22 protein-coding genes and 1 tRNA gene are annotated in these 24,134 nt (G+C 65.3%); 12 read left to right on the top strand and 11 right to left on the bottom strand.

Features of this window, described 5'->3' with window-relative positions:
* Positions 1-41 precede the first annotated feature (41 nt).
* Genes JOE66_RS16915 through JOE66_RS16890 form a run of 6 tightly spaced genes read right to left on the bottom strand, consistent with a single transcriptional unit; the run spans position 42 to position 7,508 of the window.
* Positions 42-1,790 (bottom strand): serine/threonine-protein kinase, encoded by a 1,749-nt coding sequence (locus tag JOE66_RS16915; RefSeq protein ID WP_205111412.1) that lies wholly within the window; start codon positions 1,788-1,790, stop codon positions 42-44.
* Positions 1,787-3,241, bottom strand: a complete 1,455-nt coding sequence (locus JOE66_RS16910) for a penicillin-binding transpeptidase domain-containing protein (RefSeq protein WP_205111410.1) — start codon at positions 3,239-3,241, stop codon at positions 1,787-1,789. The genes JOE66_RS16915 and JOE66_RS16910 overlap by 4 nt, the downstream gene beginning before the upstream one ends.
* A 4-nt stretch (positions 3,242-3,245) precedes the next feature.
* The gene (locus JOE66_RS16905; RefSeq protein ID WP_372435499.1) at positions 3,246-4,658 is read right to left on the bottom strand and encodes an FtsW/RodA/SpoVE family cell cycle protein; all 1,413 of its coding nucleotides are present in this window, start codon (positions 4,656-4,658) and stop codon (positions 3,246-3,248) included.
* Positions 4,651-5,979, bottom strand: a complete 1,329-nt coding sequence (locus JOE66_RS16900) for a Stp1/IreP family PP2C-type Ser/Thr phosphatase (protein ID WP_205111408.1) — start codon at positions 5,977-5,979, stop codon at positions 4,651-4,653. Before JOE66_RS16900 ends, JOE66_RS16905 begins: the two co-directional genes overlap by 8 nt.
* An 18-nt stretch (positions 5,980-5,997) precedes the next feature.
* Positions 5,998-6,669: an FHA domain-containing protein FhaB/FipA gene (locus JOE66_RS16895; RefSeq protein WP_205111405.1), complete on the bottom strand. Its 672-nt coding sequence runs from the start codon at positions 6,667-6,669 to the stop codon at positions 5,998-6,000.
* Positions 6,666-7,508 carry an FHA domain-containing protein gene (locus tag JOE66_RS16890; RefSeq protein ID WP_205111403.1) on the bottom strand — a complete coding sequence of 281 codons (843 nt, stop codon included), beginning with the start codon at positions 7,506-7,508 and terminating at the stop codon, positions 6,666-6,668. Before JOE66_RS16890 ends, JOE66_RS16895 begins: the two co-directional genes overlap by 4 nt.
* Before the next feature lie 208 nt (positions 7,509-7,716).
* Between JOE66_RS16890 and JOE66_RS16885 the strand changes: the two genes are divergently transcribed.
* Both JOE66_RS16885 and JOE66_RS16880 read left to right on the top strand, forming a co-directional pair.
* Positions 7,717-7,803: transfer RNA gene (locus JOE66_RS16885), tRNA-Leu, on the top strand.
* Positions 7,804-7,983: 180 nt separating this feature from the next.
* On the top strand, positions 7,984-8,286 hold the full coding sequence (locus JOE66_RS16880) for a helix-turn-helix domain-containing protein (RefSeq protein WP_205111401.1): 303 nt from the start codon (positions 7,984-7,986) through the stop codon (positions 8,284-8,286).
* A 63-nt stretch (positions 8,287-8,349) separates the two neighbouring features.
* Here the strand turns inward: JOE66_RS16880 and JOE66_RS16875 are convergent, their stop codons facing one another.
* Positions 8,350-9,027, bottom strand: coding sequence for an HAD hydrolase-like protein (locus tag JOE66_RS16875; protein WP_205111399.1), 678 nt, complete (start codon positions 9,025-9,027; stop codon positions 8,350-8,352).
* 90 nt (positions 9,028-9,117) lie between these two features.
* On the opposite strand from JOE66_RS16875, the gene JOE66_RS16870 reads away from it, so the two are divergent.
* Positions 9,118-10,284, top strand: coding sequence for an SLC13 family permease (locus tag JOE66_RS16870; protein ID WP_205111397.1), 1,167 nt, complete (start codon positions 9,118-9,120; stop codon positions 10,282-10,284).
* 12 nt (positions 10,285-10,296) lie between these two features.
* Here the strand turns inward: JOE66_RS16870 and nucS are convergent, their stop codons facing one another.
* Together nucS and JOE66_RS16860 are read right to left on the bottom strand one after the other, a co-directional pair.
* Positions 10,297-10,992 carry an endonuclease NucS gene (gene nucS, locus JOE66_RS16865; RefSeq protein WP_205111395.1) on the bottom strand — a complete coding sequence of 232 codons (696 nt, stop codon included), beginning with the start codon at positions 10,990-10,992 and terminating at the stop codon, positions 10,297-10,299.
* A 9-nt stretch (positions 10,993-11,001) separates the two neighbouring features.
* Complete coding sequence (locus JOE66_RS16860; protein WP_205111393.1) at positions 11,002-12,240, bottom strand: MFS transporter; 1,239 nt, start codon at positions 12,238-12,240, stop codon at positions 11,002-11,004.
* A gap of 108 nt (positions 12,241-12,348) precedes the next feature.
* Between JOE66_RS16860 and JOE66_RS16855 the strand changes: the two genes are divergently transcribed.
* Both JOE66_RS16855 and JOE66_RS16850 read left to right on the top strand, forming a co-directional pair.
* Entirely contained in the window at positions 12,349-13,422 is a 1,074-nt protein-coding gene (locus JOE66_RS16855) for a LacI family DNA-binding transcriptional regulator (RefSeq protein WP_205111390.1), read from the top strand.
* Positions 13,423-13,458: 36 nt separating this feature from the next.
* Complete coding sequence (locus JOE66_RS16850; protein WP_205111388.1) at positions 13,459-14,256, top strand: MBL fold metallo-hydrolase; 798 nt, start codon at positions 13,459-13,461, stop codon at positions 14,254-14,256.
* Between the two features lie 15 nt (positions 14,257-14,271).
* On the opposite strand, the gene JOE66_RS16845 is transcribed toward JOE66_RS16850, so the two are convergent.
* Positions 14,272-15,624, bottom strand: coding sequence for an MATE family efflux transporter (locus JOE66_RS16845; RefSeq protein WP_205111386.1), 1,353 nt, complete (start codon positions 15,622-15,624; stop codon positions 14,272-14,274).
* Between JOE66_RS16845 and JOE66_RS16840 the strand changes: the two genes are divergently transcribed.
* Both JOE66_RS16840 and JOE66_RS16835 read left to right on the top strand, forming a co-directional pair.
* Positions 15,623-17,602 carry a M13 family metallopeptidase gene (locus tag JOE66_RS16840; protein WP_205111385.1) on the top strand — a complete coding sequence of 660 codons (1,980 nt, stop codon included), beginning with the start codon at positions 15,623-15,625 and terminating at the stop codon, positions 17,600-17,602. The genes JOE66_RS16845 and JOE66_RS16840 overlap by 2 nt on opposite strands.
* A gap of 64 nt (positions 17,603-17,666) precedes the next feature.
* Positions 17,667-18,578, top strand: a complete 912-nt coding sequence (locus JOE66_RS16835; RefSeq protein WP_307827263.1) for a serine hydrolase — start codon at positions 17,667-17,669, stop codon at positions 18,576-18,578.
* Positions 18,579-18,681: 103 nt separating this feature from the next.
* On the opposite strand, the gene JOE66_RS16830 is transcribed toward JOE66_RS16835, so the two are convergent.
* On the bottom strand, positions 18,682-20,010 hold the full coding sequence (locus tag JOE66_RS16830) for a glutamyl-tRNA reductase (RefSeq protein ID WP_205111384.1): 1,329 nt from the start codon (positions 20,008-20,010) through the stop codon (positions 18,682-18,684).
* Positions 20,011-20,106: 96 nt separating this feature from the next.
* Between JOE66_RS16830 and hemE the strand changes: the two genes are divergently transcribed.
* Genes hemE through JOE66_RS16805 form a run of 5 tightly spaced genes read left to right on the top strand, consistent with a single transcriptional unit; the run spans position 20,107 to position 24,005 of the window.
* A complete protein-coding gene (hemE, locus tag JOE66_RS16825; protein ID WP_307827262.1) occupies positions 20,107-21,246 on the top strand; it encodes a uroporphyrinogen decarboxylase in 1,140 nt (379 codons plus the stop codon).
* A complete protein-coding gene (locus JOE66_RS16820; protein WP_205111382.1) occupies positions 21,239-22,801 on the top strand; it encodes a protoporphyrinogen/coproporphyrinogen oxidase in 1,563 nt (520 codons plus the stop codon). Before hemE ends, JOE66_RS16820 begins: the two co-directional genes overlap by 8 nt.
* A 32-nt stretch (positions 22,802-22,833) precedes the next feature.
* Positions 22,834-23,196, top strand: a complete 363-nt coding sequence (locus JOE66_RS16815) for a YtxH domain-containing protein (RefSeq protein ID WP_205111381.1) — start codon at positions 22,834-22,836, stop codon at positions 23,194-23,196.
* A 16-nt stretch (positions 23,197-23,212) separates the two neighbouring features.
* Entirely contained in the window at positions 23,213-23,662 is a 450-nt protein-coding gene (locus tag JOE66_RS16810) for a phage holin family protein (protein ID WP_205111380.1), read from the top strand.
* The gene (locus JOE66_RS16805; RefSeq protein ID WP_205111379.1) at positions 23,655-24,005 is read left to right on the top strand and encodes a DUF3618 domain-containing protein; all 351 of its coding nucleotides are present in this window, start codon (positions 23,655-23,657) and stop codon (positions 24,003-24,005) included. Before JOE66_RS16810 ends, JOE66_RS16805 begins: the two co-directional genes overlap by 8 nt.
* Positions 24,006-24,134 lie beyond the last annotated feature (129 nt).

Genomic DNA, 24,134 nt, shown 5'->3' with positions numbered 1-24,134 from the left:
TCGGCTGGTCGATTGGCCAGGCAGGGATGTCGGTTGATGGGTTACTTGGTGGGCGTCGGCGTCGGCGTGGTGGTCGTACCGCCGCTGATCACGAGAGACAGCGCCGGCGATGACGCGGACTGGAGCCCACTGGTCGCACCGCTGGCGGAACAGGTCACCTTGTAGGAGATGCTGATCGTTTCGGCTGTGGCCGGCGCGATGAGTGTCGCTGCGGGATTGGTACCCGGAGCGATCGCCACCGTGGCACCGCCTGCATCGAGGTCGTAGCTGGAGAGGTTGAATCCCGAAGGGCAGCTGTAGGCGCCCCACGAGACGACGAAGGTCGAGTTCGTTGTGACGGACTTCGGAGTCGAGGTCGGTGTCGAGGTGGGTGCAGGGGGTGCGACAGCGTCTCCGTATACGGTGAGGTCGATCGTCGTACCCTTCGCTACATTGCCGACAGGACTCGCCTGGTAGACAACGTCGACCATGTCTGCGCTGGGAGCTGCGTTCTTGACGACCCTGTTCGCCCCGAGGCCCTGAGCCTGCAGCAGGGCAGCAGCCGCGTCGAACGTCTTGCCCTTGAGGTCGGCCTCATTGACAACAACGGCGGTCGAGGTCGGAGTCGCACTGGGTGTTGCTGACTTCGTCGGAGTGGGACTGGCGCTTGTTGCCGTGACACTCGGCGTCGTGGGAGTGGTCGACCCCTTGTTGGCCGTGACCAAGGCGACGATGGTGCCGACCAGCACGAGGGCGAGAATGATGATCAGCACGATCAGCGGCCAGGTCCACGGCGAACGCTTCTTCGTCTGCTCGGGCGTGTCGGTGCCGTTGGCGGCCGCCAGGCTGGCCGTTGCTGCTCCGCCCGCACCAAGTACGGTTGTCGCCACAGTCGGATCGCCATTGGCGGCAGGCATCAGCATGGTTGCCGTGTTCGGCGGGAGCGCGGAGCCCCCGAGAATGGCGGGTACTGCGGCGGCAGCAAGCGCAATGTCGCCCTGGCGCAGGGCGGTTGCTGCCCGGGCGAGTGCGGCTGTCGAAGCTGGCCTGTCGGCCGGCTTCTTGGCGATGCAGGACATGACGAGGTTGCGCACGGGCTCGGAGATGGTCACCGGAAGCTCGGGCGGTGCGTCGTTGATCTGCGCCATGGCGATGGCGACCTGCGATTCACCGCTGAACGGGCGCTTACCGGCGAGGCACTCGTAGGCGACGATTCCGAGCGAGTAGATGTCTGTGGTCGACGAGGCGGATTGCCCGCTTGCCTGCTCGGGAGACAGGTACTGCACCGTGCCCATCACCTGGCCGGTTGCGGTGAGCGGAACCTGGTCGGCAATTCTGGCGATGCCGAAGTCGGTGATCTTCACTCGGCCGTCGGGCGTGATCAGCAGGTTTCCCGGCTTGATGTCGCGGTGCACCAGCCCGGCGTTGTGAGCGGCCTGCAGTGCTGAGGCAGTCTGCGCGATGATGTCGAGAACACGGTCGGTCGACAGCACATGCTCACGCTCGAGGATGACCGACAGCGCTTCGCCCGGAACGAGTTCCATCACGAGGTAGGCACTGCCCTCTTCTTCGCCGTAGTCGAAGACGTTGGCGATGCCTTCGTGGTTCACCAGGGCTGCGTGTCGTGCTTCGGCACGGAACCGCTCGAGGAAGCCCGGGTCACCGAGGTACTCGTCTTTGAGGATCTTGATGGCCACATTGCGGCCGATCACCAGATCGGTCGCCTGCCATACTTCGCCCATACCGCCGATGGCGATACGAGTGGATAGCTCGTACCTTCCCCCGAAGGTGAGCCCTGCTGTGGGTCTCATTTGTTCAGCACCGCCTCAAGTACTTTCTTGGCAATCGGCGCAGCAATCTGGTTGCCTGAGCCGGATTCGCCTAGTCCGCCGCCATTTTGTACCACCACTGCGACGGCAACCTGGGGGTTGTCTGCAGGAGCGAAACCTGTGAACCACAGAGTGTACGGATCGCCCGCCCCGTTTTCTGCTGTTCCTGTCTTACCGGCCACACTGACTCCATCTATTCTTGCATTAGTCGCCGCGCCCGAATTGACCGCTTCGACCATCCAGGAAGAAAGTGTCGAAGCCGTTACCGAAGTGATGGGCGAGTTGAGCTTCTTGGCTTCGAATTGCTGGAGCACAGTGAGGTCGGGTGCCGAAATCGTGTCGACGAGGTTCGGTTGCATGATGACCCCGCCGTTCGCCACGGCCATCGATTGTTCGACGATCTGCATGGGGGATGCGCGAACGCTCGCCTGCCCGAACGACGACAGCGCTAGGCCTGCGTCGTCCTGGAGGGGAGGGAACTGGCTTGGCTCAACAGGAATCGGAGAGTCGAAACCGCTGTTGTAGCCGTACGCCGTGGCCATGTCGGTGAGCTTGCCCGAGCCGATCTGCACACCGAGCTCCGCCATCGGAATGTTGCAGGAGAGCACGAACGCTGTCTTGATAGAGACGGTTTCACCAGGACCACAGGTACCGCCCCCCGAGTTGTGTACGACCGACGAGCTGCCGGGCAGCTGGTAACCGGAAGGGTTCGGCAGCTGGTAGTCGGCGCTGAGGCCCGCGTTCTGCAGCGCTGCCGACGAGGTGACGATCTTGAACGTCGAACCGGGAGGGTTGAGATCCCCGGCGAGCGTTCTGTTGATGAGAGGTTGCCCCGCATCGTCGTTCAGGGAGTTGTAGGCATTGATGACGGCAGTCGAATCGTGGACGGCGAGGGAGTTGGGATCGTAGTCTGGTTTGGAGACCATCGCCAGGATTCTGCCGGTCTTCGGTTCGACTGCGATGACGGCACCCTGTTGGCTGCCCAGGGCGTCGAAGGCCGCCTGCTGGACCTTCGGATCGATGGTGAGCTCCACCGACGCTCCCTGGGGATTCTGCCCAGTGACGACGCTGTTGAGCTGGCTGAGGAATTGGGACCCGGAGGTTCCGCTCAGCTCGGAATCGAGAGCGCTCTCGATTCCGGTCGATCCCTGGTCGAGAGTGAAGTATCCGGTGACGGCGCTGTACAACGGGCCGTTCGTATAGGTGCGCTGGTACTTGTACTCGTCGGCCGAGGCGACCGACTGTGCAATCGGCTGGCCCTGCACGAGGATGGCCCCACGCTGTTTCGAATAGCTCGCGTAGATGGTGCGGGCATTGCGCGAATCGTTGGCCAGGGCATCCGCCGAGAAGAACTGGATGGTCGTCACCGACACGAAGAGAGCGGCGAACATCGCCAGGATCACGATTGTCACGCGCTTGAGTTCACGATTCATCTGGCTAGACCACCAGCCTTGGCTGACTGCGCACTGTGTCTGAGAGTCGCAGGAGCAGAGCGACGATGATCCAGTTGGCTACCAACGACGAGCCACCGGCCGCCAGGAACGGGGTTGTGAGCCCGGTGAGAGGGATCACACGGGTCACCCCGCCGATCACGATGAAGACCTGGAGAGCCACCACGAAGGTGAGACCGACACCGAGCAGACGACCGAAATCGTCGTGGCCCGCGAAACTGATACGCAGGCCCCGGGCGATGAAAAGCAGGTAGAGGCACAGAATGGCGAAGAGACCGGCCATGCCGAGTTCTTCGCCGAGGCTCGCCACGATGTAGTCGCTCTGCGCGAGCGGGGTGATGCTGGGGCGCCCTTGGCCGAGACCGGTGCCGATGAGACCCCCATTGGCCAGGCCGAAGAGACCCTGTACGAGCTGGTAGCTCCCACCATCGGTGTTGTACTGGGTGGGGTCGAACGGGTTCAGCCAGTTTGCGAACCTGTCATTGACGTAGGTGAGCACCTGGCTGGCAACCAGGGCACCTCCCAGGAACAGGCCGATCCCGAGAACCACCCAGCTGAGCCGTGCTGTTGCGACGTACAGCATCACGACGAAGAGTCCGAAATAGAGCAGCGCTGTACCGAGGTCGTGCTGGAAGATGATGACGGCCATCGAAGCGGCCCAGATGACGAGAATCGGGCCGAGATCCCTGGCACGGGGGAATCGCATGCCGAGGAATTTGCGCCCCACCATCGACAAACTGTCGCGGCGCGAGACGAGGTAGCCGGCGAAGAAGATGGCCAGGGCGATCTTTGCGACTTCACCGGGCTGGAACGAGAACGGCCCCACGCCGATCCAGACCCTCGCTCCGTAGATCTCCTTGCCGATTCCCGGCAGGATCGGCAGCAACAGCAGAACTCCCGAGATCACCATGAAGACGTAGGTGTACCGCTGGAGTACGCGGTGGTTGCGAATCACGACGATCACCGCCAGGGCCACGATGATCGCAACCGCGCTCCACACCACCTGGCGCGTCGAGGTGCTGTCCCAGCCCGTGGCGTTCTGTTCGAGGTCGATCCTGTAGATCTCGGCGATGCCGAGGCCGTTCAGCAGAGTGGCGATGGGCAGGATGAACGGATCGGCGTTGGGTGCGACGAAACGCAGTGCCACGTGCATCCCGATGACCAGGGTCGAGAGGCCGGCACCGAGAAGCGCCACCTGGCCGAAGTCGATTGCGCCCAGCGCACCGAGTTGCACCATGACGACGGCGGCGGCATTGATGATGCAGGCGAACAGGAGGAGGAAGATCTCGAGGTTCCGAAGCTTCTCAGGCACCCGGATGCGCCGCAGGGGCTTCTGCCGTGCCCCGGCGCTGGCGTATTCGGGCTTCGCCGTCAGCAGCGCGGTTTCTGTGTCATCCACCGGGTACCACCCCCGTCGGTGACGGCGTAGGGGTGGGAGTCGGGGAGGCCGTCGTCGGAGTGGTGAGGTCGCCGGTGGGGGGAACGCCGCTGAGGGCCGCGTCCTGCAGCCGTTGCACAACCGCACGCGCTGCCGCGATCGAATCCGCGCTGATCGTGTTCTTCACCTGAGACTGCGTATAGCTCGGCAGGGTGTCGACGGGGATGGAGGTCGTCTCGGAGACGTGGGAGAGCGAAATGGGCCCGATCGTCTGCTGAACGCCCTGGAACACCGCGACCTTACCGTCGGAAACCCCGACGAAGTACCTGGTCTGGGTCCACTGGTAGCTGAGGAGCAGCCCGATGGCGATGGCGATCACCACGACGATGCTGCCGATCAGCCAGGTGCGCTTGCGCCGGCGACTGCGCCGGCGACCTTCGTCGATGAGTTCGTCGAGGTAGTCGTCCGACTGCGCTTCGAAGTGGCTGGGCTGTACAGGACGCGAGTGCAGGCGGATCCCGGGAATCCTGGTGGTGCGCCGGCCAGGAGCGCCATCGAAGGCGATCGGCTTCGATGCGGCCCCGACCGTCTGGGCGATATAGGTGCTGCCGGTGAACGATTCGCTGATGTCGACGATCACGACGGTCACGTTGTCGGGCGCCCCATGGTCGAGGCTCTCGGTCACCAGCAGATCGGCGACCTCCTGGGGTGTGGCCGTTCCTGACAGTGCCTCGGCGATCTGCTCGTTCTCGACGACACCCGTCAGTCCGTCTGAACAGAGCAGCCACCGGTCACCCGGCCGGGTGTCCATGACCTGCAGGTCGACGTCAGGCGTCGAATCCACGTCGCCGAGCACCCGCATGAGAACCGACCGTCGTGGATGGACCTTGGCTTCTTCTGCCGTGATTCTGCCGTTGTCGACCAGTCGCTGAACGAAGGTGTGGTCGGTGGTGATCTGAGTGAGCTTGCCATCGCGATAGCGGTAGATACGCGAGTCGCCGATGTGCGCCAGAGCCACGCTGTGCCCCACTCGCACGAGGGCGCTGAGTGTCGTGCCCATCCCTGTGAGCTCCGGATGCTCGTACACCGCTTCGGCCAGGATGGCGTTCGCGCTGACGATCGCCTCCTGCAGGGCGAATTCCGCATCGACGGCAGAGCTGTACTCTCCGTCGATCTCCAGCAGCTTGTTCAGGGCCAGGGCGCTCGCGACATCGCCACCGGCATGCCCGCCCATGCCGTCGGCGACCGCGAACAGGGACTTGCCGGCATACCCGGAGTCCTGGTTGTTCGAGCGCACCTTGCCGACATGGGAGACGGCTGCGCTTGCGGTCACTAACGCCATTGTGTGGATTCCCTGCCGCTAGCGCCGGAGTTCAAAACTGGTTGACCCAATTTTGATCGGCGTGTTCAGCGGGACAGGGGTGGGTTGGGTGACGCGCTTACCGTCAAGAAAAGTCCCATTGGTCGAGTCGAGGTCCTGGATGACCCACTCGTTGTTCCAATTGAGAAGCCGGGCGTGATGCGTCGAAGTGTAGTCGTCGCGGATCACGACGCTGGAATCCGTTGAGCGACCGATGGTCAGCGGTTCGACGCCGAGTTCGATCTCGGTGCCGCCCTTGGTGCCCGAGGTGATCACCAGCTTGTGTGCGTTGCTTGTCGTCGCACGAGGATGAACCCCGGCGCTGGAACCCTCCAGGGGCGTGAAGACCGGGATCTTCGACTGCGGAGGCGGGGTGGGTGGGTGAGATGGGGCCAGAGGGGTCGCTGACGCTGCGGCACCGACGACGACGCCGGCAACGGGTGGCGCCACTCGCGCAGGCTGTTGCGCACCTACAGTGCCGACCCCGGCGCCAGCATTGGTGCTGGCGGCCGGAAAGGTGTCGGCAGTCGCTGCCACTGCAGAGGGGTCGCGCATCTTGCGCACGCGCTGGCCGAACAGGTCGGATCGCATCGCGTAGACGATCACGAAAACGAAGACCCACAGCAGCGCGAGGAATCCGAATCGCAGGATGAGCAGGGTGAGTTCACTCATAGATCCCACCGGAATCCGCCGGGCTGGGGGTTCTCCTGATCCACAGGTGAATCGTCGGGGATCGAAGGCGTGCTCGGGGGAGATGACTCCTGGTGCGCGGGCCGAGCTGCTGCTGCCGGTCGATCCATCGGAAGGGGACGTGCCATGGGCGGCAGCGAAGCGGCTACAGCGTCGTGGGTCTGCGCCAGCACACGGAAGACGACCCTGGTGCGCCCGATCTGAATCACCGAGTCAGGTTCGAGTATCGCCCTGCTGAAGGCCTGTCCATTCAGCTGCGACCCGTTCGTGGAGCCGAGGTCTCTCGCCTCTGCCGTGTGGCCGTCCCAGAGGACCTCGATGTGCTTTCGTGAGATGCCGGTGTCGTCGACGGTGATGTCGGCCTCACGACCGCGACCGATGACGGTGCGGCTCGCCGTGAGCGCGTAACGCTTGCCCCCGACATCGAGCACCGGGGTCCACGTGACGTCTCGCTGGATGGTCGAACTCACGATCTCGAGAACACCCGTGCTCAGCTTGGCGACCTCGGTGAGCTTCACACTGATGCCGCCGGCGAACTGGAAACTCTGGGCCGTGGCGTGCTTCTGCACGATCTCGATCAGGTCGTCGATGAGAGTGGGGCCGATGGCACTCATGCGCTGGAAGTCGCTCGTGCTCAGGTTCACCACAAAACTGTTCGGCACCAGGATGCGGTCGCGGGAGACAACCGCCGCCTTGGTGTCGAGCTCCCGCTTCAATGCGGAGCCGATCTCAACCGGTTGCAGCCCCGAACGAAAGGTCTTGGCGAAAGCGCCGTTGACAGCACGTTCGAGACCCTTCTCGAAGTTGTCCAGTATTCCCACTCGTCTCCCATGATCGGTGCGCCAGACGCAGGGGTCTGCACAAGGTTCCGGCCTGAATGCTATGACAGATGTTACTTGCCGTTGGTGTTAAAGCACTGCGGCGGCGAATTTGTGTGAACTTCGGTGTGTGATCGAGGCCTGTGGAGGAGGCGCCATGCTGCTTCGTCATTTCTGATTCCGCCCAAGGGGTGCTAACCTCGCTGAGTTGGCGCGAGTGGCGGAATTGGTAGACGCGCACGGTTCAGGTCCGTGTGTTCGTAAGGACGTGGGGGTTCAAGTCCCCCTTCGCGCACCAGCAGTTGAAGGCCCCGACCGGTATGACTCCGGCCAGGGGCCTTCTGCGTCCGTGCACCAGCGGGTAGGCAGGTGCACGGTATGTTTGGGGCACGACCTTTCGATCATCCTTGCCCGGTGCTTTAAAGCATCAGGTTCGAACACTCTGGCCAGCCATGGTTCTGGCAAGTATTCATGAGGTATGTCTGAACCTCAGTCCGAAGCCTCGCGCATTGTCGGCGAGCGCATTCGCGCAACCCGGCTGAAGCTCGGACTGAGCCAGGAAGACATAGCCGATCTGGCGGAGATGCACGTCACCAACGTGGGCAAGATCGAGCGGGGGCAGGCGAACCCCACGCTCTCGACGCTGGTGAGCCTGGCCGGAGCGCTCAATGTCGATGCCGCCGAATGGATTGTGAACCTGACCGCCGCGATGCTGCCAGAACGCACGCACACGGTGACGGCTGCTGACCTGATTCGGGAACGCCACCGCCTCGCGCGCTGAAGCACTCTGGGTCAGGTGACCATCCGGAGGTCGGCTGACGTGCCCATTCAGAGGTCGACTGGCTTAGATGAGAAGCGAACGCAGTTGGTCGACCGAATGCACGATGCCGATCGCGCCATCGGCCTCGGCCGGTGAGCCGTAGCCCCACTCCACCATGATCGGCGGGATGCCGTGTTCGGCAGCGCCTTCCATGTCGTGGATGCGGTCGCCGACGAGGACGAGATTCGAGAGGTCGACGTCGAGCGCGCGAAGACGGACCAGCGCCTCGTCGATCACATCGGCCTTGGCACTTCGCGTCTCGTCCTCGCTCGCACCGGTGATGACGACGAAGGCGTGCCCGAGATCGAGGTGCTCGAGGATCCGATGTGCCTGAACTTCTGACTTCGAGGTGGTGATGGCCAGCGGAATGCCGGCTTTGTGCAGGAACTTCACGAGGCCGACCATGCCGGGAAACGTCACGGCGTCGTCTTGCGGGCCTTCGCTGGCGGCGAGATCCCGGTACACGAGCAGCGCCTCTTTGGCCTCGAACTCATTCATACCGGCGACGAGTTCGAACCCGATGAGAATGGGCGGCCCGACGAAGTGCACCAGTTCTTCGGGCGGGGGCACCGGGCGCCCCAGCGCCGCCAGCGTTCGCGACAGTCTTCCGATGATTCCGGGTGCGGAGTCGGTGATGGTGCCGTCGAGGTCGAAGAGAATGCACGACCACGGCTTGTGTTTCGGGTCAAGTGGAGTAGTCATCCGGGCAATTCTAGGGCTCTGTTGTCACTGGCTCTTTTCCGGGCGAATTACACTCGCCAGATAGAACACGCATCTGCTCCCCAGAAAAAAGTGACCGCCGGCCTGGTCTTCACTCTGGTACTCGTTGTACTCGCTGCGATTGTGGTGGCCACGGGCATCCTGCCGGCTTCGGACTCAGTGGCGCTCCTGGACCGTGTGGGCCCGGTGCTCGGGTTCGTGGTGGGCATCACGATCGTCACCGAACTCGCCGCCGATGCCGGGCTGTTCGCCGTGCTCTCTGACCGACTTGCCCGCTGGGGTGGCCGCAGGGTGTGGATGCTCTGGCTCTTCGTTCTCGTTCTCGCAACGGTCAGCACGATCTTCCTGTCGCTCGACACGACTGCGGTGCTGGTGACGCCCGTCGTCGTGCTGCTCGCCCTGCACGCGAGGATCTCCCCGATTCCCTTCGCCATCGCCACGGTGTGGCTCGCGAACACGGCGTCACTATTGCTGCCGATCTCGAACCTGACGAACCTATTGGCCGCCGAGCAGATGTCGGGGGGCAGCCCGCTGGCGTTCGCGAGCGTGGTGTGGGCACCGGCCGCGGTGGGAGTCGTTGTTCCGGTGGTCATTCTCTCGCTGTTGTTCCGCCGGAGACTGCGCGGCAGCTACGAGGTGCCCGAACGAGCGCCGATAGCCGATCGCACGCTTCTGGTGATTTCGGCTGTTGTCGTCGTCATTCTGCTGCCGGCGCTCGTGTCGGGGGTGCCAGTGTGGATTCCCGCAGGGATCGGAGCACTGGTGCTTCTGCTCGCCTTCGTGGTGCGCCGGCCGACGACGCTGCGCTGGGGACTCATCCCCTGGTCTCCGGTCGCGATCGCCGCTGGACTCTTTGTGCTCGTCGAAGCCGCCCAAGTGCACGGGCTCTCGGATGCTGTCGCCGCCGTCTCCGGTTCGGGCGAGTCGTTTCCCGCCCTCCTCCAGCTCTCTGGGCTCGGCGCACTCTCGGCGAACGGCATCAACAATCTTCCGGCCTACCTCGTACTCGAACCGGCGGCTGGTTCGCCTGCAAGACTGGCCGCGCTGCTAATCGGCGTCAATCTGGGGCCGCTCATCACGCCATGGGCGTCGCTTGCAACTCTTCTGTGGCACCAGCGCGTGACGGCTCTCGGGGTCTCGGTGCCGTGGTCGCGCTTCGTCGTGCTCGGCCTGGTCGGCGTCGCCCTCCTGCTGCCGCTGGCAACCCTGGCCCTCTGGCTGACCGCCGGCGCCCCCTGACCTCGAAGAGCTTCAGAACAACCTGGAATCTCCGTCGTCGAGGCCGCGCATGGCGTCGTAGTCGAGCAGCAGGGTGCGTATTCCGCGGTCGTGCGCCAGCGTGCGGGCCTGCGGCTTGATCTCCTGGGCCGCGAAGATTCCCGTCACGGGAGCCAGGTGCGGGTCGCGATTCATCAGTTCGAGGTACCGGGTGAGCTGTTCGACGCCGTCGATGTCCCCGCGACGCTTGAGTTCCACAGCGACCGCGGCGCCCTTCGCGTCCCTCGCGAGAATGTCGACAGGGCCGATCGCCGTCATGTATTCGCGGCGAACGAGTGTGTGCCCCTCCCCCAGCAGTTCGATCTGTTCGGCGAGCAACTTCTGGAGATGTGCCTCGACGCCGTCTTTGATCAGCCCGGGGTCGATTCCCAGGTCATGGGAGGTGTCAGTGAACACTTCATGGATCGACACCAGGAGGAGGTCGGCCGTTTTCGCGTGCGTGACCTTCCAGAGTTCGGTGATGCCGACATCCCGTTGCTCGTCGTCTGGTTCGAGGATCTGCAGCGTGCAGGGCGGGCTCATCCAGTTGAGCGGTTTGTAGGAGCCGCCGTCGGAGTGCACCAGGATGCTGCCGTCGTTCTTGAGCATGAGCAGCCGTGTTGCCAGGGGCAGGTGGGCGCTCAGCCTCCCCGCGTAGTCAACGGCACATTTCGCAATAACAAGTCGCACCCCGAAAGCCTACGAGGTTCTGCGGGCGAACCTGCCGGTGAGTTCACGGGCCGCAGGGGCCGCGAGGGCCGCGAGGATGAGCAACGCGAGCACAACGTACAGCGCATTCAGGATGCCGAAGTGCTGGCCGAGAAACCCGAGCAGCGGCGGGCCGGCGAGAAAGGCGACGTAGCCGATGATAGCGACCGCGCTCACTCGGGCGGCGGCCGTCTTGGGGTCGTCGGAGGCGGCGGAGATTCCGACAGGGAAGCCGAGCGACGACCCGATGCCCCACAGCGCAGCACCCAGCATCGCTGACCACAGCGCGGGAGTGAGAATGAAGATGAGCAGGCCGATGGCGCCGATGAGCGCAGACCACCGCAGTACGGGCACGCGGCCGAGCCTGTCGAGGATGGGCCCACCCGCGACGCGGCCGATCGTCATCGCCACCACGAACACGCCGAACATCAGGGCACCGGTCGTGTTGCTCTGGTTGTGGCCGTCGACGGTGGCCAGGGCGATCCAGTCGTTGGCCGATCCTTCGGCGAAGGCCATGCCGAGCATGATCAGGCCGATCAGCAGCAGGCGGGAGTCGGCCCAGACCGCAAGGCCCTCCCTGACCCGTGCCGTGAAAGGAGTCTTCGCGCTGGTCGAGGGGTCTTCGGTGTCGACCTCGTGCGGGATGAATCGAACCACCGCAATGCCGGTGAGAAGAATGAGAACAGCCATCGCGACGAGATGCCAGGAGACAGGAATATCGAGGGCGGATGCTCCTGCGCCGATCAGCGCGCCGAGCACGGTTCCCAGGCTGAAGAAGGCGTGCATCAGCGGCAGGAGCGTTCGGCCGATCGCCCGCTCGGCTGCGGCGCCCTCGACGTTCATCGTGACGTCGAGGGACCCGTTCCCCAAGCCGAGTACGGCCAGGAAGACTGTTGCAAGAACAGGATCGGGCATTACGGCGGCCGAAATTCCGGCCCCGCCGATGCCGATGCCGTTCAGGCTGAGCGACAGGATCACGGCGCCGCGCGGGCCGAGCCTGGCGAGGAATTGCGGCGCGACGACGAGACCGAGAATCGCCCCGAACGACAGCCCGAGGATCATCAGGCCGACAGCTGAGGTGTCGAGACCGAGCTCGTCTCGCACGGCAGGCAGGCGCGACACCCAGCTGGCGATCGAGAGCCCGCTCAGGGTGAAGATCACGAAGAGAGCATTGCGCCAGGCAATGAGGTGCGAGCGGGTCGCCGTGTCGGGGGCGGCTGGCTTGGTCATGGTGATTCCTTGGGAACAGGCTCTGGGCTGGGCGTCTGGAGGTCTGGATCCGTCGTCGGATCTGTGAAAATCGAATCGATTCGATTCACGTGGACTACGCTATTCGATGTGAGTGCAAACAATCAACCTCACCCGGGCGCAACCCCGCGGCCGACCCTGGCCGATGTGGCCAAGCGTGCGGGAGTGTCGGGTTCTACAGCATCCATCGCCTTCAGTGGTGACGGGTCGATATCGGCCAAGACGCGCGACCGGGTGTTGGCGGCGGCCGAGGAACTCAACTATGCCGGCCCCGACCCGCGGGCGAGGTCGTTGCGGCAGGGCCGTTCGGGCATCGTCGGGGTGATTCTCGAAGACCGGGTTCTCCATTCCTTTCGCGACCCGATGATGATCGCGGCACTCGACGGTATTTCGCAGCAGCTCGGCGACAGCGGTGGGATGCTGCTGCTCACGTCGAACGGCGAAGGCGAGTCGACCATCCAGACCGCCGTCTTCGATGCCGCGATCTTCATGGGCTGCAGCCCGCACCTGGCACGCTCGATCGAGATCATGCGCCAGCGGAACGTGCCCATGGTGGCAATCGAGGGCCAGGCTTTCGCTGGTGTGCTGAGCGTGGCGCTCGACAATCGCGAAGCGTCGGTCACCCTCGCCCAGGTCGTTCACGATCTCGGCCATCGGCGGGTGGCGACGATCACGCTGCCTCTGGATTCGCTGCGCGAACGCCGCCCGCTCACCGATGAACTTGTCAGGTCGGCGACAACGGCGACCACACTGGACAGGCTCGAGGGTGCGCGCGAGGTGTACCCGGCCCTGACCGGGGTTGTCGCGGCCAACTCCTCGACCGATGAGGGTATGGCGGCGGCGTTGGTGCTTCTGGATGCTGCACCCGAGTTGCGCCCGACCGCCATCATTGCCCAGAGCGACCTGTTGGCGGTGGGGGCCATCCGGGCGGCGGAGTCACTCGGCCTCAGAGTGCCCGGTGACCTCACCGTCGTGGGTTTCGACGGCGCGAGAATCGAAGGAATGAACGACTACGACCTCACGACGATGGTGCAGCCGGCCATGGAGAAGGGACGGGCTGCCGGCTTCGCCGTGACCGAGCTGCTGGCCGGCCGTTCGGTCGGCGACGTCTCGCTCACGTCGGTTCTGCACATCGGCAACACTTCGGGCCCGGTAGCACAGTAGACGTCAGCTCTCGGCAGCATCTCTAAGGTGGAGAACATGCAACTGACAGTTCTCGGCACGGCCACCCCGTATCCGCTGCCCGGCAAACCGTGCTCCGGCTACCTGTTGCAGGGCTCTGGCCTTCGCGGTTCCGGCTCGCAGCAGCCGGGTGCAACAGCTGCTCCGTCGACGTCGATCTGGATCGACGCCGGCACCGGAACCCTGGCCGAATTACAGCGGTTCACGCGCCTCGAGGATCTCGACGCGATCTGGATCTCGCACCGCCACGCAGACCACACGGCCGATCTTCTCGTGGCCTACTACGCACTCCGGCACAGCTCGCTACGGCCAGCGGCGAAGATCCGAGTGATCGGCCCGGAGGCACTGGCCGACAGGCTTGCCGAATTCCTGGGCCCGGATGCTGTGCGGGGCTTGCATGAGGTGTTTGCGTTCACCGAGATGAGCGGCTGGGGCGAAACGGTCGTCGGTGGCCTCGAGTTGGCGTGGGGGCCTGTGGCGCACGGCGTTCCGGCGTTTGCACTGACGGTCAGCGATGGCAGCTCAGCGATCACGTACTCGGGCGACACTGCTCCCTGCACGTCTCTGGTGGAGATGGCGGAGGAGTCGGCGACGCTTCTGTGCGAAGTGGGATATTCCCGTCAGGCGCTGGGCGACGAGGCCGTGCACCACACACCGGAGGACGCCGCCAGGACGGCGGCCGCTGCGGGGGTAGAGACGATCATCCTGACCCACCTGGCCGACGACCTCGACCCGGCCGACGCGGTGAGGCGGGTGCATGATGCCTTCGCCGGCGCAATCATTCTCGCTGAGCCGGGTCACGCCTTCGTGGTCTGAATTCAACGCGTCTCGTCAGCGCGCAAGGCCGGGCACGATCCAGGCTGAAGTTCGGGCCCGGAGCCCGAGGGTGAGGGCCCGCGCTCCGATGTAGCCGTAGCCGAACGCTGCCCACAACCAGACGAGCGCCAGGTCGCCAGTGGGAGGGGCGGCGATCACGACGGCCAGGAGCGGGGCATAACAGGCCAGGTTGACCACACCGGTCAGGGCGAGGTACCGGGCGTCTCCCGCGCCGATGAGCACCCCGTCGAGCACGAAGACGAACCCGGCGAGGGGAATGCCCACTGCCATCGTGTAGACGGTGACGGTGAGGGCACGCTGTACGTCGACGCTCGGCGAGAATACGGGGCCGAGGAGGGTCGCTGCGCTCGCCAGCAGCAGTCCGAGCACGGCACCCGTACCGAGGCCCCAGAGCACCAGTCGCCGGGTGATCTGCTTCACGCCGACGGTGTCGGAGGCGCCTAGTCGATGGCCGATCAGCGCCTGGCCAGCGATGGCGAGCGAATCCAGAACGAGCGCGAGGGCTGTGAACAACGTCAGAGCGATCTGGAATGCTCCCAGCTGGGCTGTGCCGAAGGTCGCGGCGACCGCGACGGTGGCGAGCATCGCGGCTCGGAGGCTCGCGGTTCGCAGAAACAACCATCCGCCGGATGCCGCGGCAGAACCGATACCGTCGAAGCCAGGGCGGAGGCTCGCACCGCTCTGCCTGGCGGCTCGCACCGCAATGACGAGGTAGGCCCCGGCCATCGCCCACTGGGCGACCACGGTGCCGGCGGCCGAGCCGGCAATTCCCCAGCCGAAACCGTAGATGAAGACCGCGTTGAGGCCGGCATTCGCGGCAAACCCCGAGACGGCGACCACCAGGGGCGTCCTGGTGTTCTGCAGGCCGCGCAAGAGGCCTGTTGCAGCGATGACGAGCAGCATCGCCGGCAAGCCGGCCAGCGAAATGGTGAGGTAGGTGTTCGTTTCCGCGGCGATGGCGGGATCGCTCGTTAATATGCCGATCACGGCATGTGACGTGAGCGCCCCCAGCGCAACCACCACGATTCCGAGACCAAGTGCCAGCCACAACCCGTCGATTCCCGCCCTGATGGCCCCGGTACGGTCGCCGGCACCCAGCCTCCTCGCCACCGCAGGCGTCGTCGCATACGCCAGGAAGATGAGCAGGCCGATGGCCGTCTGGATGATCGCACTGGCGATGCCGAGCGCTGCAAGTTGCACCTCCCCCAGGTGGCCGACCATGGCCGTGTCGGTGAGAAGGAAGAGAGGCTCGGCGATCAGCGCACCCAGGGCCGGAACGGCGAGCCGGAGGATGTCTCTGTCGACCGGTGGGTTTCGCACAGGCACGCCTAAGTATGCTTGAGCCATGAGCTCATCGGGTATCGAAACCACCTCACTCGACCCTGCGACCCGCGCGCAGGACGACCTGTTCCGGCACGTCAACGGGCGCTGGATCGCCACGACCGAGATCCCTGAAGACAAGGCGCGCTGGGGATCGTTCTACCTGCTCGCCGAGGCGGCCGAGAAGGCCGTCCAGGAGATCATCGTCGAGGCGCAGGGCGCCGCGGAGGGTAGCGAAGAACGCAAATTCGGTGACCTCTACACGAGCTTCATGGACGAGGCGCGCATCGAGGAGCTCGGCGCCACCCCGATCGAATCGCAGCTGAACGAGGTGCAGTCGATCACCACGCTCGAGGACTTCGTGCGAACGGTCGGGCGTCTCGAGCGCCAGGGTGTCGGGGGCTTCTTCGGCCTCTTCGTCGACAACGACCCGGGCAACCCCGAACGCTACCTCGTGTTCGTGGAGCAGGGCGGCATCTCACTGCCAGACGAGAGCTACTACCGCGAGGAGAAGTTCGCAGCCATCCGTGAGGCATACCGTGCGCACGTGCAGCGCATGTTCGAACTCGCTGGCTTCGAAGGCAGTTCTGTGGACCGGGCCGCCCGGGTCTTCGCCCTAGAGACCGAGATCGCCTCGAAGCACTGGGACAACGTGAAGACGCGTGATGCCCAGGCCACCTACAACCTGTTGTCGTGGGCTGAGCTGCTCGCCCTGTTCGCCGGTTCCGCGGACGAGACCTCGCCCGCGGGGTCGCTCACCCTGTGGCGTGACGCACTTGATGCTCCTGCGGCGGTCTTCGATGAGATCGTTGTGCGCGAGCCCAGTTTTCTCGAAGGCCTCTCCTCCCTCATCACGGCAGACCGGCTCGAATCGTGGAAGGACTGGCTGGCCTGGAAGGTCGTGCACGGCGCCGCCGCGCTGCTTCCGGAGCAGTTCGTCGAGGAGAACTTCGACTTCTACGGTCGTACGCTGACCGGCACGCCCTCGATGCGCGCCCGGTGGAAGCGCGGCGTCTCCTTGGTCGAGGGCTCGATGGGCGAGGCCGTGGGCCGTATCTATGTCGAGCGGCACTTCCCGAAGACGGCCAAAGCTGCCATGGACGTACTCGTCGCGAACCTGATCGAGGCCTACCGCCAGTCGATCACCGATCTCGCCTGGATGACCCCGGAGACCCGCCAGCGGGCGCTGGACAAGCTCGACAAGTTCACGCCGAAGATCGGCTTCCCGGTGAAGTGGCGCGACTATTCGGCGCTCGATCTCAGTGCCGACAGCCTGTTCGCCAACGTGAGGGCTACGAGCGAGTTCGAGTTCCAGCGTGAACTCGGCAAGGTCGGAAAGCCCCTCGACCGCGACGAGTGGTTCATGACCCCGCAGACCATCAACGCGTACTACAACCCCGGTTTCAACGAGATCGTGTTCCCTGCGGCCATCCTGCAGCTGCCCTTCTTCGATGAGTCACGGGATGCTGCAGCCAACTACGGTGCAATCGGCGCGGTGATCGGGCACGAGATCGGCCACGGTTTCGACGACCAGGGTTCGCGTTTCGATGGCGACGGGCGCCTGACGGACTGGTGGACGGCCGACGACCGCGAGGCATTCGAAAGCCTGACAGCCTCCCTGATCGAACAGTACGACGCCCTGGCGCCAGCCCAGGTGCCCGATCACCATGTGAACGGCGCACTCACGATCGGCGAGAACATTGGCGATCTCGGTGGACTCGGCATAGCGTGGAAGGCGTACCTGATTTCGCTGGGCGGCCAGGAGCCCCCGGTGATCGACGGTATGACCGGCGCCCAGCGGTTCTTCTTGTCGTGGGCACAGGCCTGGCAGCAGAAATCGAGAGACGAAGAGGTGATCCGCCTGCTGGCGATCGACCCCCACTCGCCGAATGAATTCCGTTGCAACCAGATCGTTCGCAACATCCCGGAGTTCTACGAAGCGTTCGACGTCACCGTCGACGATGCCCTGTGGTTGGCCCCGGAATCCCGCGTCGCCATCTGGTGAATTCGGCACGAATCAATCTCGACCCAGCCAGCGACGCCACGACGTTGCCGAATCAGGATCGGCGGTGAAGCAACCCATGCGGAAGGATCGGCGCAAAGCCCAGCCGGAGCTGCCGAGCGGCCGCCGGTCGGCCGCCCAGACGCACGAGACCGACACGTTCAGGCGCGGTTTTGTTTCGCTGACCAAGCTCGCCCTCTCCGGGGTCCAGATCACGGCGTCGGCGCTCGACGTCACCACAGAGAAGGTGCTCTTCTCGATCGATGACCACCTTTCTGTGCCTACCGCGAGCCTCGGTAAGGTCATCCTGCTCATCGAGGTCGCGGCCCGGCTGACCCAGCGTGACGGGTCTGCCCACGGCCTGCTCGATCGCACCGTCGTCGATTCTGCTGCCGGTACGGGTCTCTGGCAACACCTTCAGATTCCGACGATGCCTGTCGCCGACCTCGCCGTGATGGTCGGGCAGTCCAGTGACAATCTCGCCACCAACGTCCTGCTGCGGCACATCGGGCTCGACGCGGTGCGGGCCAGGGGTGAAGCGCTGGGCCTGAACCGCACGTTCCTTCTCGACAAGGTCCGCGATCACCGCGGACCCGACGACGCACCCCACGTCTCCGTGGGGTCGGCTCGCGAACTCAGTACCCTGTTCCGCGATCTCGCGGAGGGTTCCGTCGTCGATGTGGCGACGAGCCAGCAGGTTCTCGCCTGGCTCGGGCTGAGCGCCGACCTCTCGATGGTGGCCAGTGCCTTCGGGCTCGATCCGCTCTCGCACGTGCACTCCGACCACGGGTTGCTCCTGGTGAACAAGACGGGGTCTGGCCCGGGCATCCGGTCAGAAGTCGGCATACTGCGAGGCCCTAGGGCCAGCGTCAGTTATGCCGTGACCATGCGGTTCAACGACGAGGAGCTCACCTCGCGTCTGGCCGTGCTGGACGGCATGCGCACCCTCGGCACCGACATTCTGGAGTATGTGTACTGACGAATCCATCGACTTTCCCGAATGCGCAGCTTTCTGCTCGAATTGTTGCACTTCGGGGGAGAGTCGATCGTCTCCGTGGCTGACGGAGGGGGCGAGCGGCGGGTCAGGCGGTCTGCGCGGGCGGGGCCTCGGGAAGCTGCGCCGGAAGGTGAGCGCCGAGGCTGGTCACGGGAGCGGCTGTCGGCTCCGGATGCACGCCGAACAGCGTCTCGAGCGCGGCGACGAACGACGCAGCCTCGCCGGCGCGTGCGAGTTCGCGAGCGTGGACGGAGGGGGTGTGCAGCAGCACGCCGACCAGGTGTCGCAGCGCCCGCTCGGTCTCCGGTGTGTGGTCGCCACGAGCTTCGGCGCGGGCGATCTCGGCGTCGAGCACGTCGAAGAAGTGGGAGCGCAGGGCCACGACCGCCGGGGTCACCTCTGCCTCGACGCGGGCAGCGCTGAACTCTGCAGCGGCCTCATCGACCATGGCCCGCGCGCTGGTGGTCGAGGCGAATTCGTCGATCGGGGCGTGCAGGCTGATCGTCTCGAGGTCGAGGAGTTCGACGCCGCCGATCTCGGCCACGGCGGGCTCGACGTTCCGGGGCAGCCCGAGGTCGATGACCAGTCGGCGCTGCAGGGCTCCGGCTGCGCCATGCGCCGCAGTGAAGTGTGAGACGGTCAACACCGTGACGGGTGACTGGCTTGCCGTCACGACGATGTCGGAGGCGGCGATGGCCTCGACCAGGCCGTCAGCGTAGACCTGCGGGATCGACAGGCGCTCGGCGAACGGCGCCGTGCGCGACGAGGGTGAGTAGACCGTGAAATCGGTGACGCCCCTCTCCTGCAGGGCCGTGAGGCTGACCCGCGCATACTTGCCGGTTCCCACCAGCAGCACCCGGGTCGCGCTCCAGTCCGTGACGCGGCTCTCTGCCAGCTCGAGCGCGAGCCTCACCAGCGAACGGCCGGCACCGCCGAGCCCAGTCTTGGTCTTGATGTCGCGGGAGGTGTGTGACGCCCGTTGGAAGAGCCGTTCAAGAGCCGAGGAGGTCGTGCCGTCGAGGCGGGCAGACTGGAGTGCCCGCTTCACCTGGCCGGCGATCTCGTCTTCGCCCACGACCACCGATTCAAGGCCGCTGGAAACGGAGAAGAGGTGCTCGGTGACGAGATCTCCTGAGAGAACACTGACAATGTCTGCCACGGCCGACGATTCGACGGCCGAGGCTGCGCTCACGGCGTCGATGACCTCGCGAGTGGCGATCCGGTGCCCGGCAGTGTGGGAGTCGTCGATGTCGAGGTACGCCTCGAAGCGATTGCAGGTTGCGAGAATGACCGCCCCCGTGATGAAGTCGCTGTTGCGTACAAGCGTGCGTGCGGCCGTCGGTGCGCCGACGGAGAGCTTCTCGAGCACGTCGAAGCTCGCATTCCGGTGGCTTGCAGTAAGACATATCAGCACTGACTCATGATATCCGCCAATTCCCCTGCGAAGCTCGGGACCATAGTCCTGCCCCGCGTTCGGGTTGTCGCAGACACCAGTGAGACACTGTTCGATGTGAACTCAGACATCAACACCGTCGACGCGCAGGTATTGCCGGCGTCGCACCCGCTACAGGACGGCCGCACCTCCTCGTCTCCTCTCGTCACGAGCTACCAGGGTCTTCGCGGGCCGGTCACCCCGGTGTGGTTCATGCGCCAGGCCGGTCGATCACTGCCGGAGTACCGGAGCCTGCGTATCGGCACCGAGATGCTCGACGCCTGTCTTGACCCGGCGATGGCGAGCGAGATCACGCTGCAGCCTGTTCGGCGTCACGGCGTCGACGCGGCCATCTTCTTCAGTGACATCGTGGTGCCGATGAAGCTCGCCGGCGTCGACGTGACCATCGTTCCCGGTCGCGGCCCCGTTCTGGCTCACCCGGTTCGAACGGCGGCGGATGTTCGTGCGCTCCCCGCACTCGACGAAGCCGCCCTCTCCCCCATCGCCGAGGCGGTTGCCCTCACCGTCGCCGCTCTCGGTGACACGCCGCTGATCGGTTTCGCCGGAGCCCCCTTCACCCTGGCTGCCTACCTCGTCGAGGGCGGGCCATCGAAGGACCATCTCGCAGCCCGCACGCTCATGCACTCCGACCCGGCGGCGTGGGCCGAGCTCATGGAATGGACGGCCACCATCACCGGAGCATTCCTGCGGGCGCAGATCATGGCCGGCGCCAGCGCAGCGCAGCTCTTCGATTCGTGGGCCGGGGCGCTGTCGCTCGCGGACTACACCTCGAAGGTCGCCCCCGCATCGGCGCAGGCGTTGTCGGGGGTGCACGGTCTCGGTTACACCAACGCATCGAGCTCCCCAGCAGGCGACCCGCGCACGGTGCCGATCGTTCATTTCGGTGTCGGAACGGGCGAACTGCTGAAGGCGATGCACGATGTCGGCGCAGACGTCGTCGGCGTCGACTACCGCATTCCGCTCGATGAGGCGTCGCGCCGTCTCGGCGGCACCGTGCCCATCCAGGGCAACATCGACCCGGCACTCCTCGCCGCACCGTGGCCGGTACTTGAGGCTCACGTCGTCGACGTGCTCGAGCGGGGTCTCGCAGCTCCTGCACACGTACTGAACCTCGGGCACGGCGTTCCGCCCGAAACCGACCCTGCCGTTCTCACCCGGCTCGTCGAGTTCGTGCACGCGCGTTCCGCCGATGCCTGACACGCCAGAGACCCCGTCCGCATCCGCTCCCGAGCCGCCACGGAGCTCGCAGAGCGTCATCGTCATCGGTGCGGGCATCGGTGGGCTGGTTGCCGCACGGGAGCTGGCACTGGGTGGCCTGCGCGTGACGGTTCTCGACCGGGCAGTGGCCGCCGGAGGGTGTGTCCAGACCCACACGGTGGCGGGCATCCGGCTTGACAGTGGGGCTGAAAGCTTCGCAACCCGCGGCGGAACCGTCGAGGCCTACCTGACCGGTCTGGGCCTCGGCGACGAACTCGTCACCCCGAATCGCTCGGGGGCCTGGCTACAGCTCGACGGCTTCGCGGCCCCGCTGCCGAAGAACACCGTTCTGGGCATTCCCGGCGTGCCGCTGGCGAATGACGTGCGGGCGATCCTCGGCTGGTCAGGGTCGCTTCGGGCCCAACTCGACCGGGTGATGCCCTTTCTGCGTGTGCGCAAGGAGACCGACCTCGGCGATCTCGTGCGTCGGCGCATGGGATCGAAGGTACTCGACCGGCTGGTGGCACCGATCGTCTCGGGCGTGCACTCCGCTCACCCCGACCTCGTGGACGTGCACTCTGTCGCGCCGGGACTGACGCGCGCGATGACCAACCAGGGCTCGCTTTCGGGTGCTGTCATGTCGCTCATCGCCAACCAGGGACTGGTCGCGAGGCCGGCGGTTGCAGGTGCCGGCGAGCGGCCGGGAATCGACGGTGCCCCGGGTGCCAGGGCTGGCTCTGCGGTGGCCGGCATCGACGGTGGAATGTATCGGCTCGTCGAGGCTCTCCAGGCCGAGTGTGCCCGCCTGGGTGTCGACGTCCGGCTCGGTCTCGGTGTGAGAAGCATTCAACGGGTCGCCTCTGCCGTTCCTGGCGCCGCTGAATGGATGACCGTGCTTGACGACGGCACCGTGCTCGGCTCGAATGGGGTCATCATTGCTGCCGGCTTCCGTGCCGCTCTCGAGCTCGCGCAGGGCGCCGGGCAGGCAGGCCCGGGTCACTCCGGTGAGCCAGATGCTCTTACAGGTGCGACCCAGACCGCGGACTGGCCCGGAGCGAGCGCCGTCACACTCGCGACTCTTGTTCTCGATGCGCCCGCGCTCGATGCGGCGCCACGCGGCACGGGTGTGCTGGTCGCCGACGGTGTCACGACGGTGAGGGCCAAGGCACTCACCCACGCGACCGCGAAATGGCCGTGGCTGGCCCGCGACACGGGGGGCCTGCACGTTGTGCGGCTCTCGTACGGCAGGGGAGGGGAACCCGTGCCCGTCGGCGAGGTGACCCGCCGCCAGGTGCTGGCCGACGCCAGTACGCTGCTTGGGATTCCGCTCAGCGAAGAGCAGGTGCGCGGGTTTGCCCTCACCGAGTGGCGGGACTCCCTGGCGTTCGCGACAGTGGGCCACCGCGCGCGGGTGGATGCCGTCATCGAGGCCGTGCACGGGCATCCGGGGCTCGAAGTGGTCGGCGCCTGGATCTCGGGCACAGGGCTCGCCTATGTCATCGATGGAGCTGCGGTCAAGGCCCGCGACCTCGCTGCGAGTCTCTTCAGCGCGTAGGGCTACGATTTACCTCTATAAGCAACTCAACGATGATCGGAGAAATCATGCGCGGAAAGCTGCTTTTCGTTGTCGGCCTCGCCACGGGCTACGTGCTCGGCGCCCGAGCGGGCACAGCCCGGTACGAACAGATCAAGGCTGGCGCAGACAAGGTGTGGATGTCGCAGCCAGTCCAGGCAGGTGTCACCCAGGTGAAGGGGTTCGCGAACCAGCGGATCGACTCCCTCTCCGGCAAGGCCGCAGACCAGGTGAAGAAGGTGCTGGGCACCGTGCTCGGAGTCAAGAAGACCACGACGACGGTCGTGACCACCAAGCCGACTGCGAGCGACGCCAGCGTCAAGGCCGGCAGTACCAGCCCGGCGACCCCCGCCGCGACACCTGAAGCCACCGTCTAGGGGCAGAGGAGTTCTCATGGCTGATCGCCCCGATGACGCGCAGCACGGCCCGACCCGCAGCGTGCCCAACCCCAAGTCCAAGCAGTCGCTGGCCGAACTGGTTTCGGCGCTCCCTAGCCTGCTGACGACCCTGGTCAAAGACGAGATCACTCTCTTCAAGGCCGAGCTCACAGCGAAACTGACGAAGCTGGGAGTCGGGGCGGGACTCATCGCCGCTGCCCTGTTCCTGCTGTTCTTCGTCTTTGCCGTACTGGTCGCTGCTGCCGTGCTCGGCATTGCGACGGCGCTCCCAGCCTGGCTGGCTGCCCTGATCGTGGCTGGCGCACTGTTCGTCGTTGCAGCCATCCTCATTCTCGTCGGGGTGCTCTCGATCAAGAAGGGCGTACCTCCGGTGCCCGAGGAATCGATCACCAGCATCAAGAAGGACATCAACGCGGTCAAGGGATTGGGTGAGAAGCATGAGTGACAACTCCACGGGTACCGCTCCTCTCGGCGCGGCGTCGAAGGCGGCTGCTGCGGGGCTTGCGAAGAACCAGCCGCCGGCGCCGGAGAAGCCCGCAGACACGCGAACACACGCACAGATCGTGAGCGATGTCGCCAGGAACCGAAAAGACCTGCAGGAGACACTCGACGCGATCGAGACCAAACTCAACGTGCCGAAGCAGGCGAAGCTTGCCGCGCGCCGGGTCGCGGCCCATGTAGAGACTCTCCGCGAGGAGAATCCTGCCGTCCTCGTGGCCGCAGCGGCCGGTATCGTCGCGGTGCTGGGCGCCGCAGTGTGGTTCGGCTTCCGCGCCACTCGGCGCTGAAGCCCACCGGCACCGAACACTCGACTCGTCTCCGGGAACCGCACACCTCCCTTCCTCCGGGCCCCAAGCCACACCACCATCGATCTGCACAGCACCCGCGAGATCCGCCCTGCATCCCGCGGCAGGAAA

The organism is Subtercola frigoramans (assembly GCF_016907385.1).
Lineage (GTDB): Bacteria > Actinomycetota > Actinomycetes > Actinomycetales > Microbacteriaceae > Subtercola > Subtercola frigoramans.
Note: the sequence above shows the minus strand (reverse complement) of the source record. Positions and strands in the feature narration are given on the sequence as shown.

Coding starts and splice junctions, on each gene's coding strand:
- JOE66_RS16915 (WP_205111412.1), bottom strand. CDS start 1,790: ATGAGACCCACAGCAGGGCTCACCTTCGGGGGAAGGTACGAGCTATCC.
- JOE66_RS16910 (WP_205111410.1), bottom strand. CDS start 3,241: ATGAATCGTGAACTCAAGCGCGTGACAATCGTGATCCTGGCGATGTTC.
- JOE66_RS16900 (WP_205111408.1), bottom strand. CDS start 5,979: ATGGCGTTAGTGACCGCAAGCGCAGCCGTCTCCCATGTCGGCAAGGTG.
- JOE66_RS16895 (WP_205111405.1), bottom strand. CDS start 6,669: ATGAGTGAACTCACCCTGCTCATCCTGCGATTCGGATTCCTCGCGCTG.
- JOE66_RS16880 (WP_205111401.1), top strand. CDS start 7,984: ATGTCTGAACCTCAGTCCGAAGCCTCGCGCATTGTCGGCGAGCGCATT.
- JOE66_RS16875 (WP_205111399.1), bottom strand. CDS start 9,027: ATGACTACTCCACTTGACCCGAAACACAAGCCGTGGTCGTGCATTCTC.
- JOE66_RS16860 (WP_205111393.1), bottom strand. CDS start 12,240: ATGACCAAGCCAGCCGCCCCCGACACGGCGACCCGCTCGCACCTCATT.
- JOE66_RS16850 (WP_205111388.1), top strand. CDS start 13,459: ATGCAACTGACAGTTCTCGGCACGGCCACCCCGTATCCGCTGCCCGGC.
- JOE66_RS16840 (WP_205111385.1), top strand. CDS start 15,623: ATGAGCTCATCGGGTATCGAAACCACCTCACTCGACCCTGCGACCCGC.
- JOE66_RS16845 (WP_205111386.1), bottom strand. CDS start 15,624: ATGGCTCAAGCATACTTAGGCGTGCCTGTGCGAAACCCACCGGTCGAC.
- JOE66_RS16820 (WP_205111382.1), top strand. CDS start 21,239: ATGCCTGACACGCCAGAGACCCCGTCCGCATCCGCTCCCGAGCCGCCA.
- JOE66_RS16815 (WP_205111381.1), top strand. CDS start 22,834: ATGATCGGAGAAATCATGCGCGGAAAGCTGCTTTTCGTTGTCGGCCTC.
- JOE66_RS16810 (WP_205111380.1), top strand. CDS start 23,213: ATGGCTGATCGCCCCGATGACGCGCAGCACGGCCCGACCCGCAGCGTG.
- JOE66_RS16805 (WP_205111379.1), top strand. CDS start 23,655: ATGAGTGACAACTCCACGGGTACCGCTCCTCTCGGCGCGGCGTCGAAG.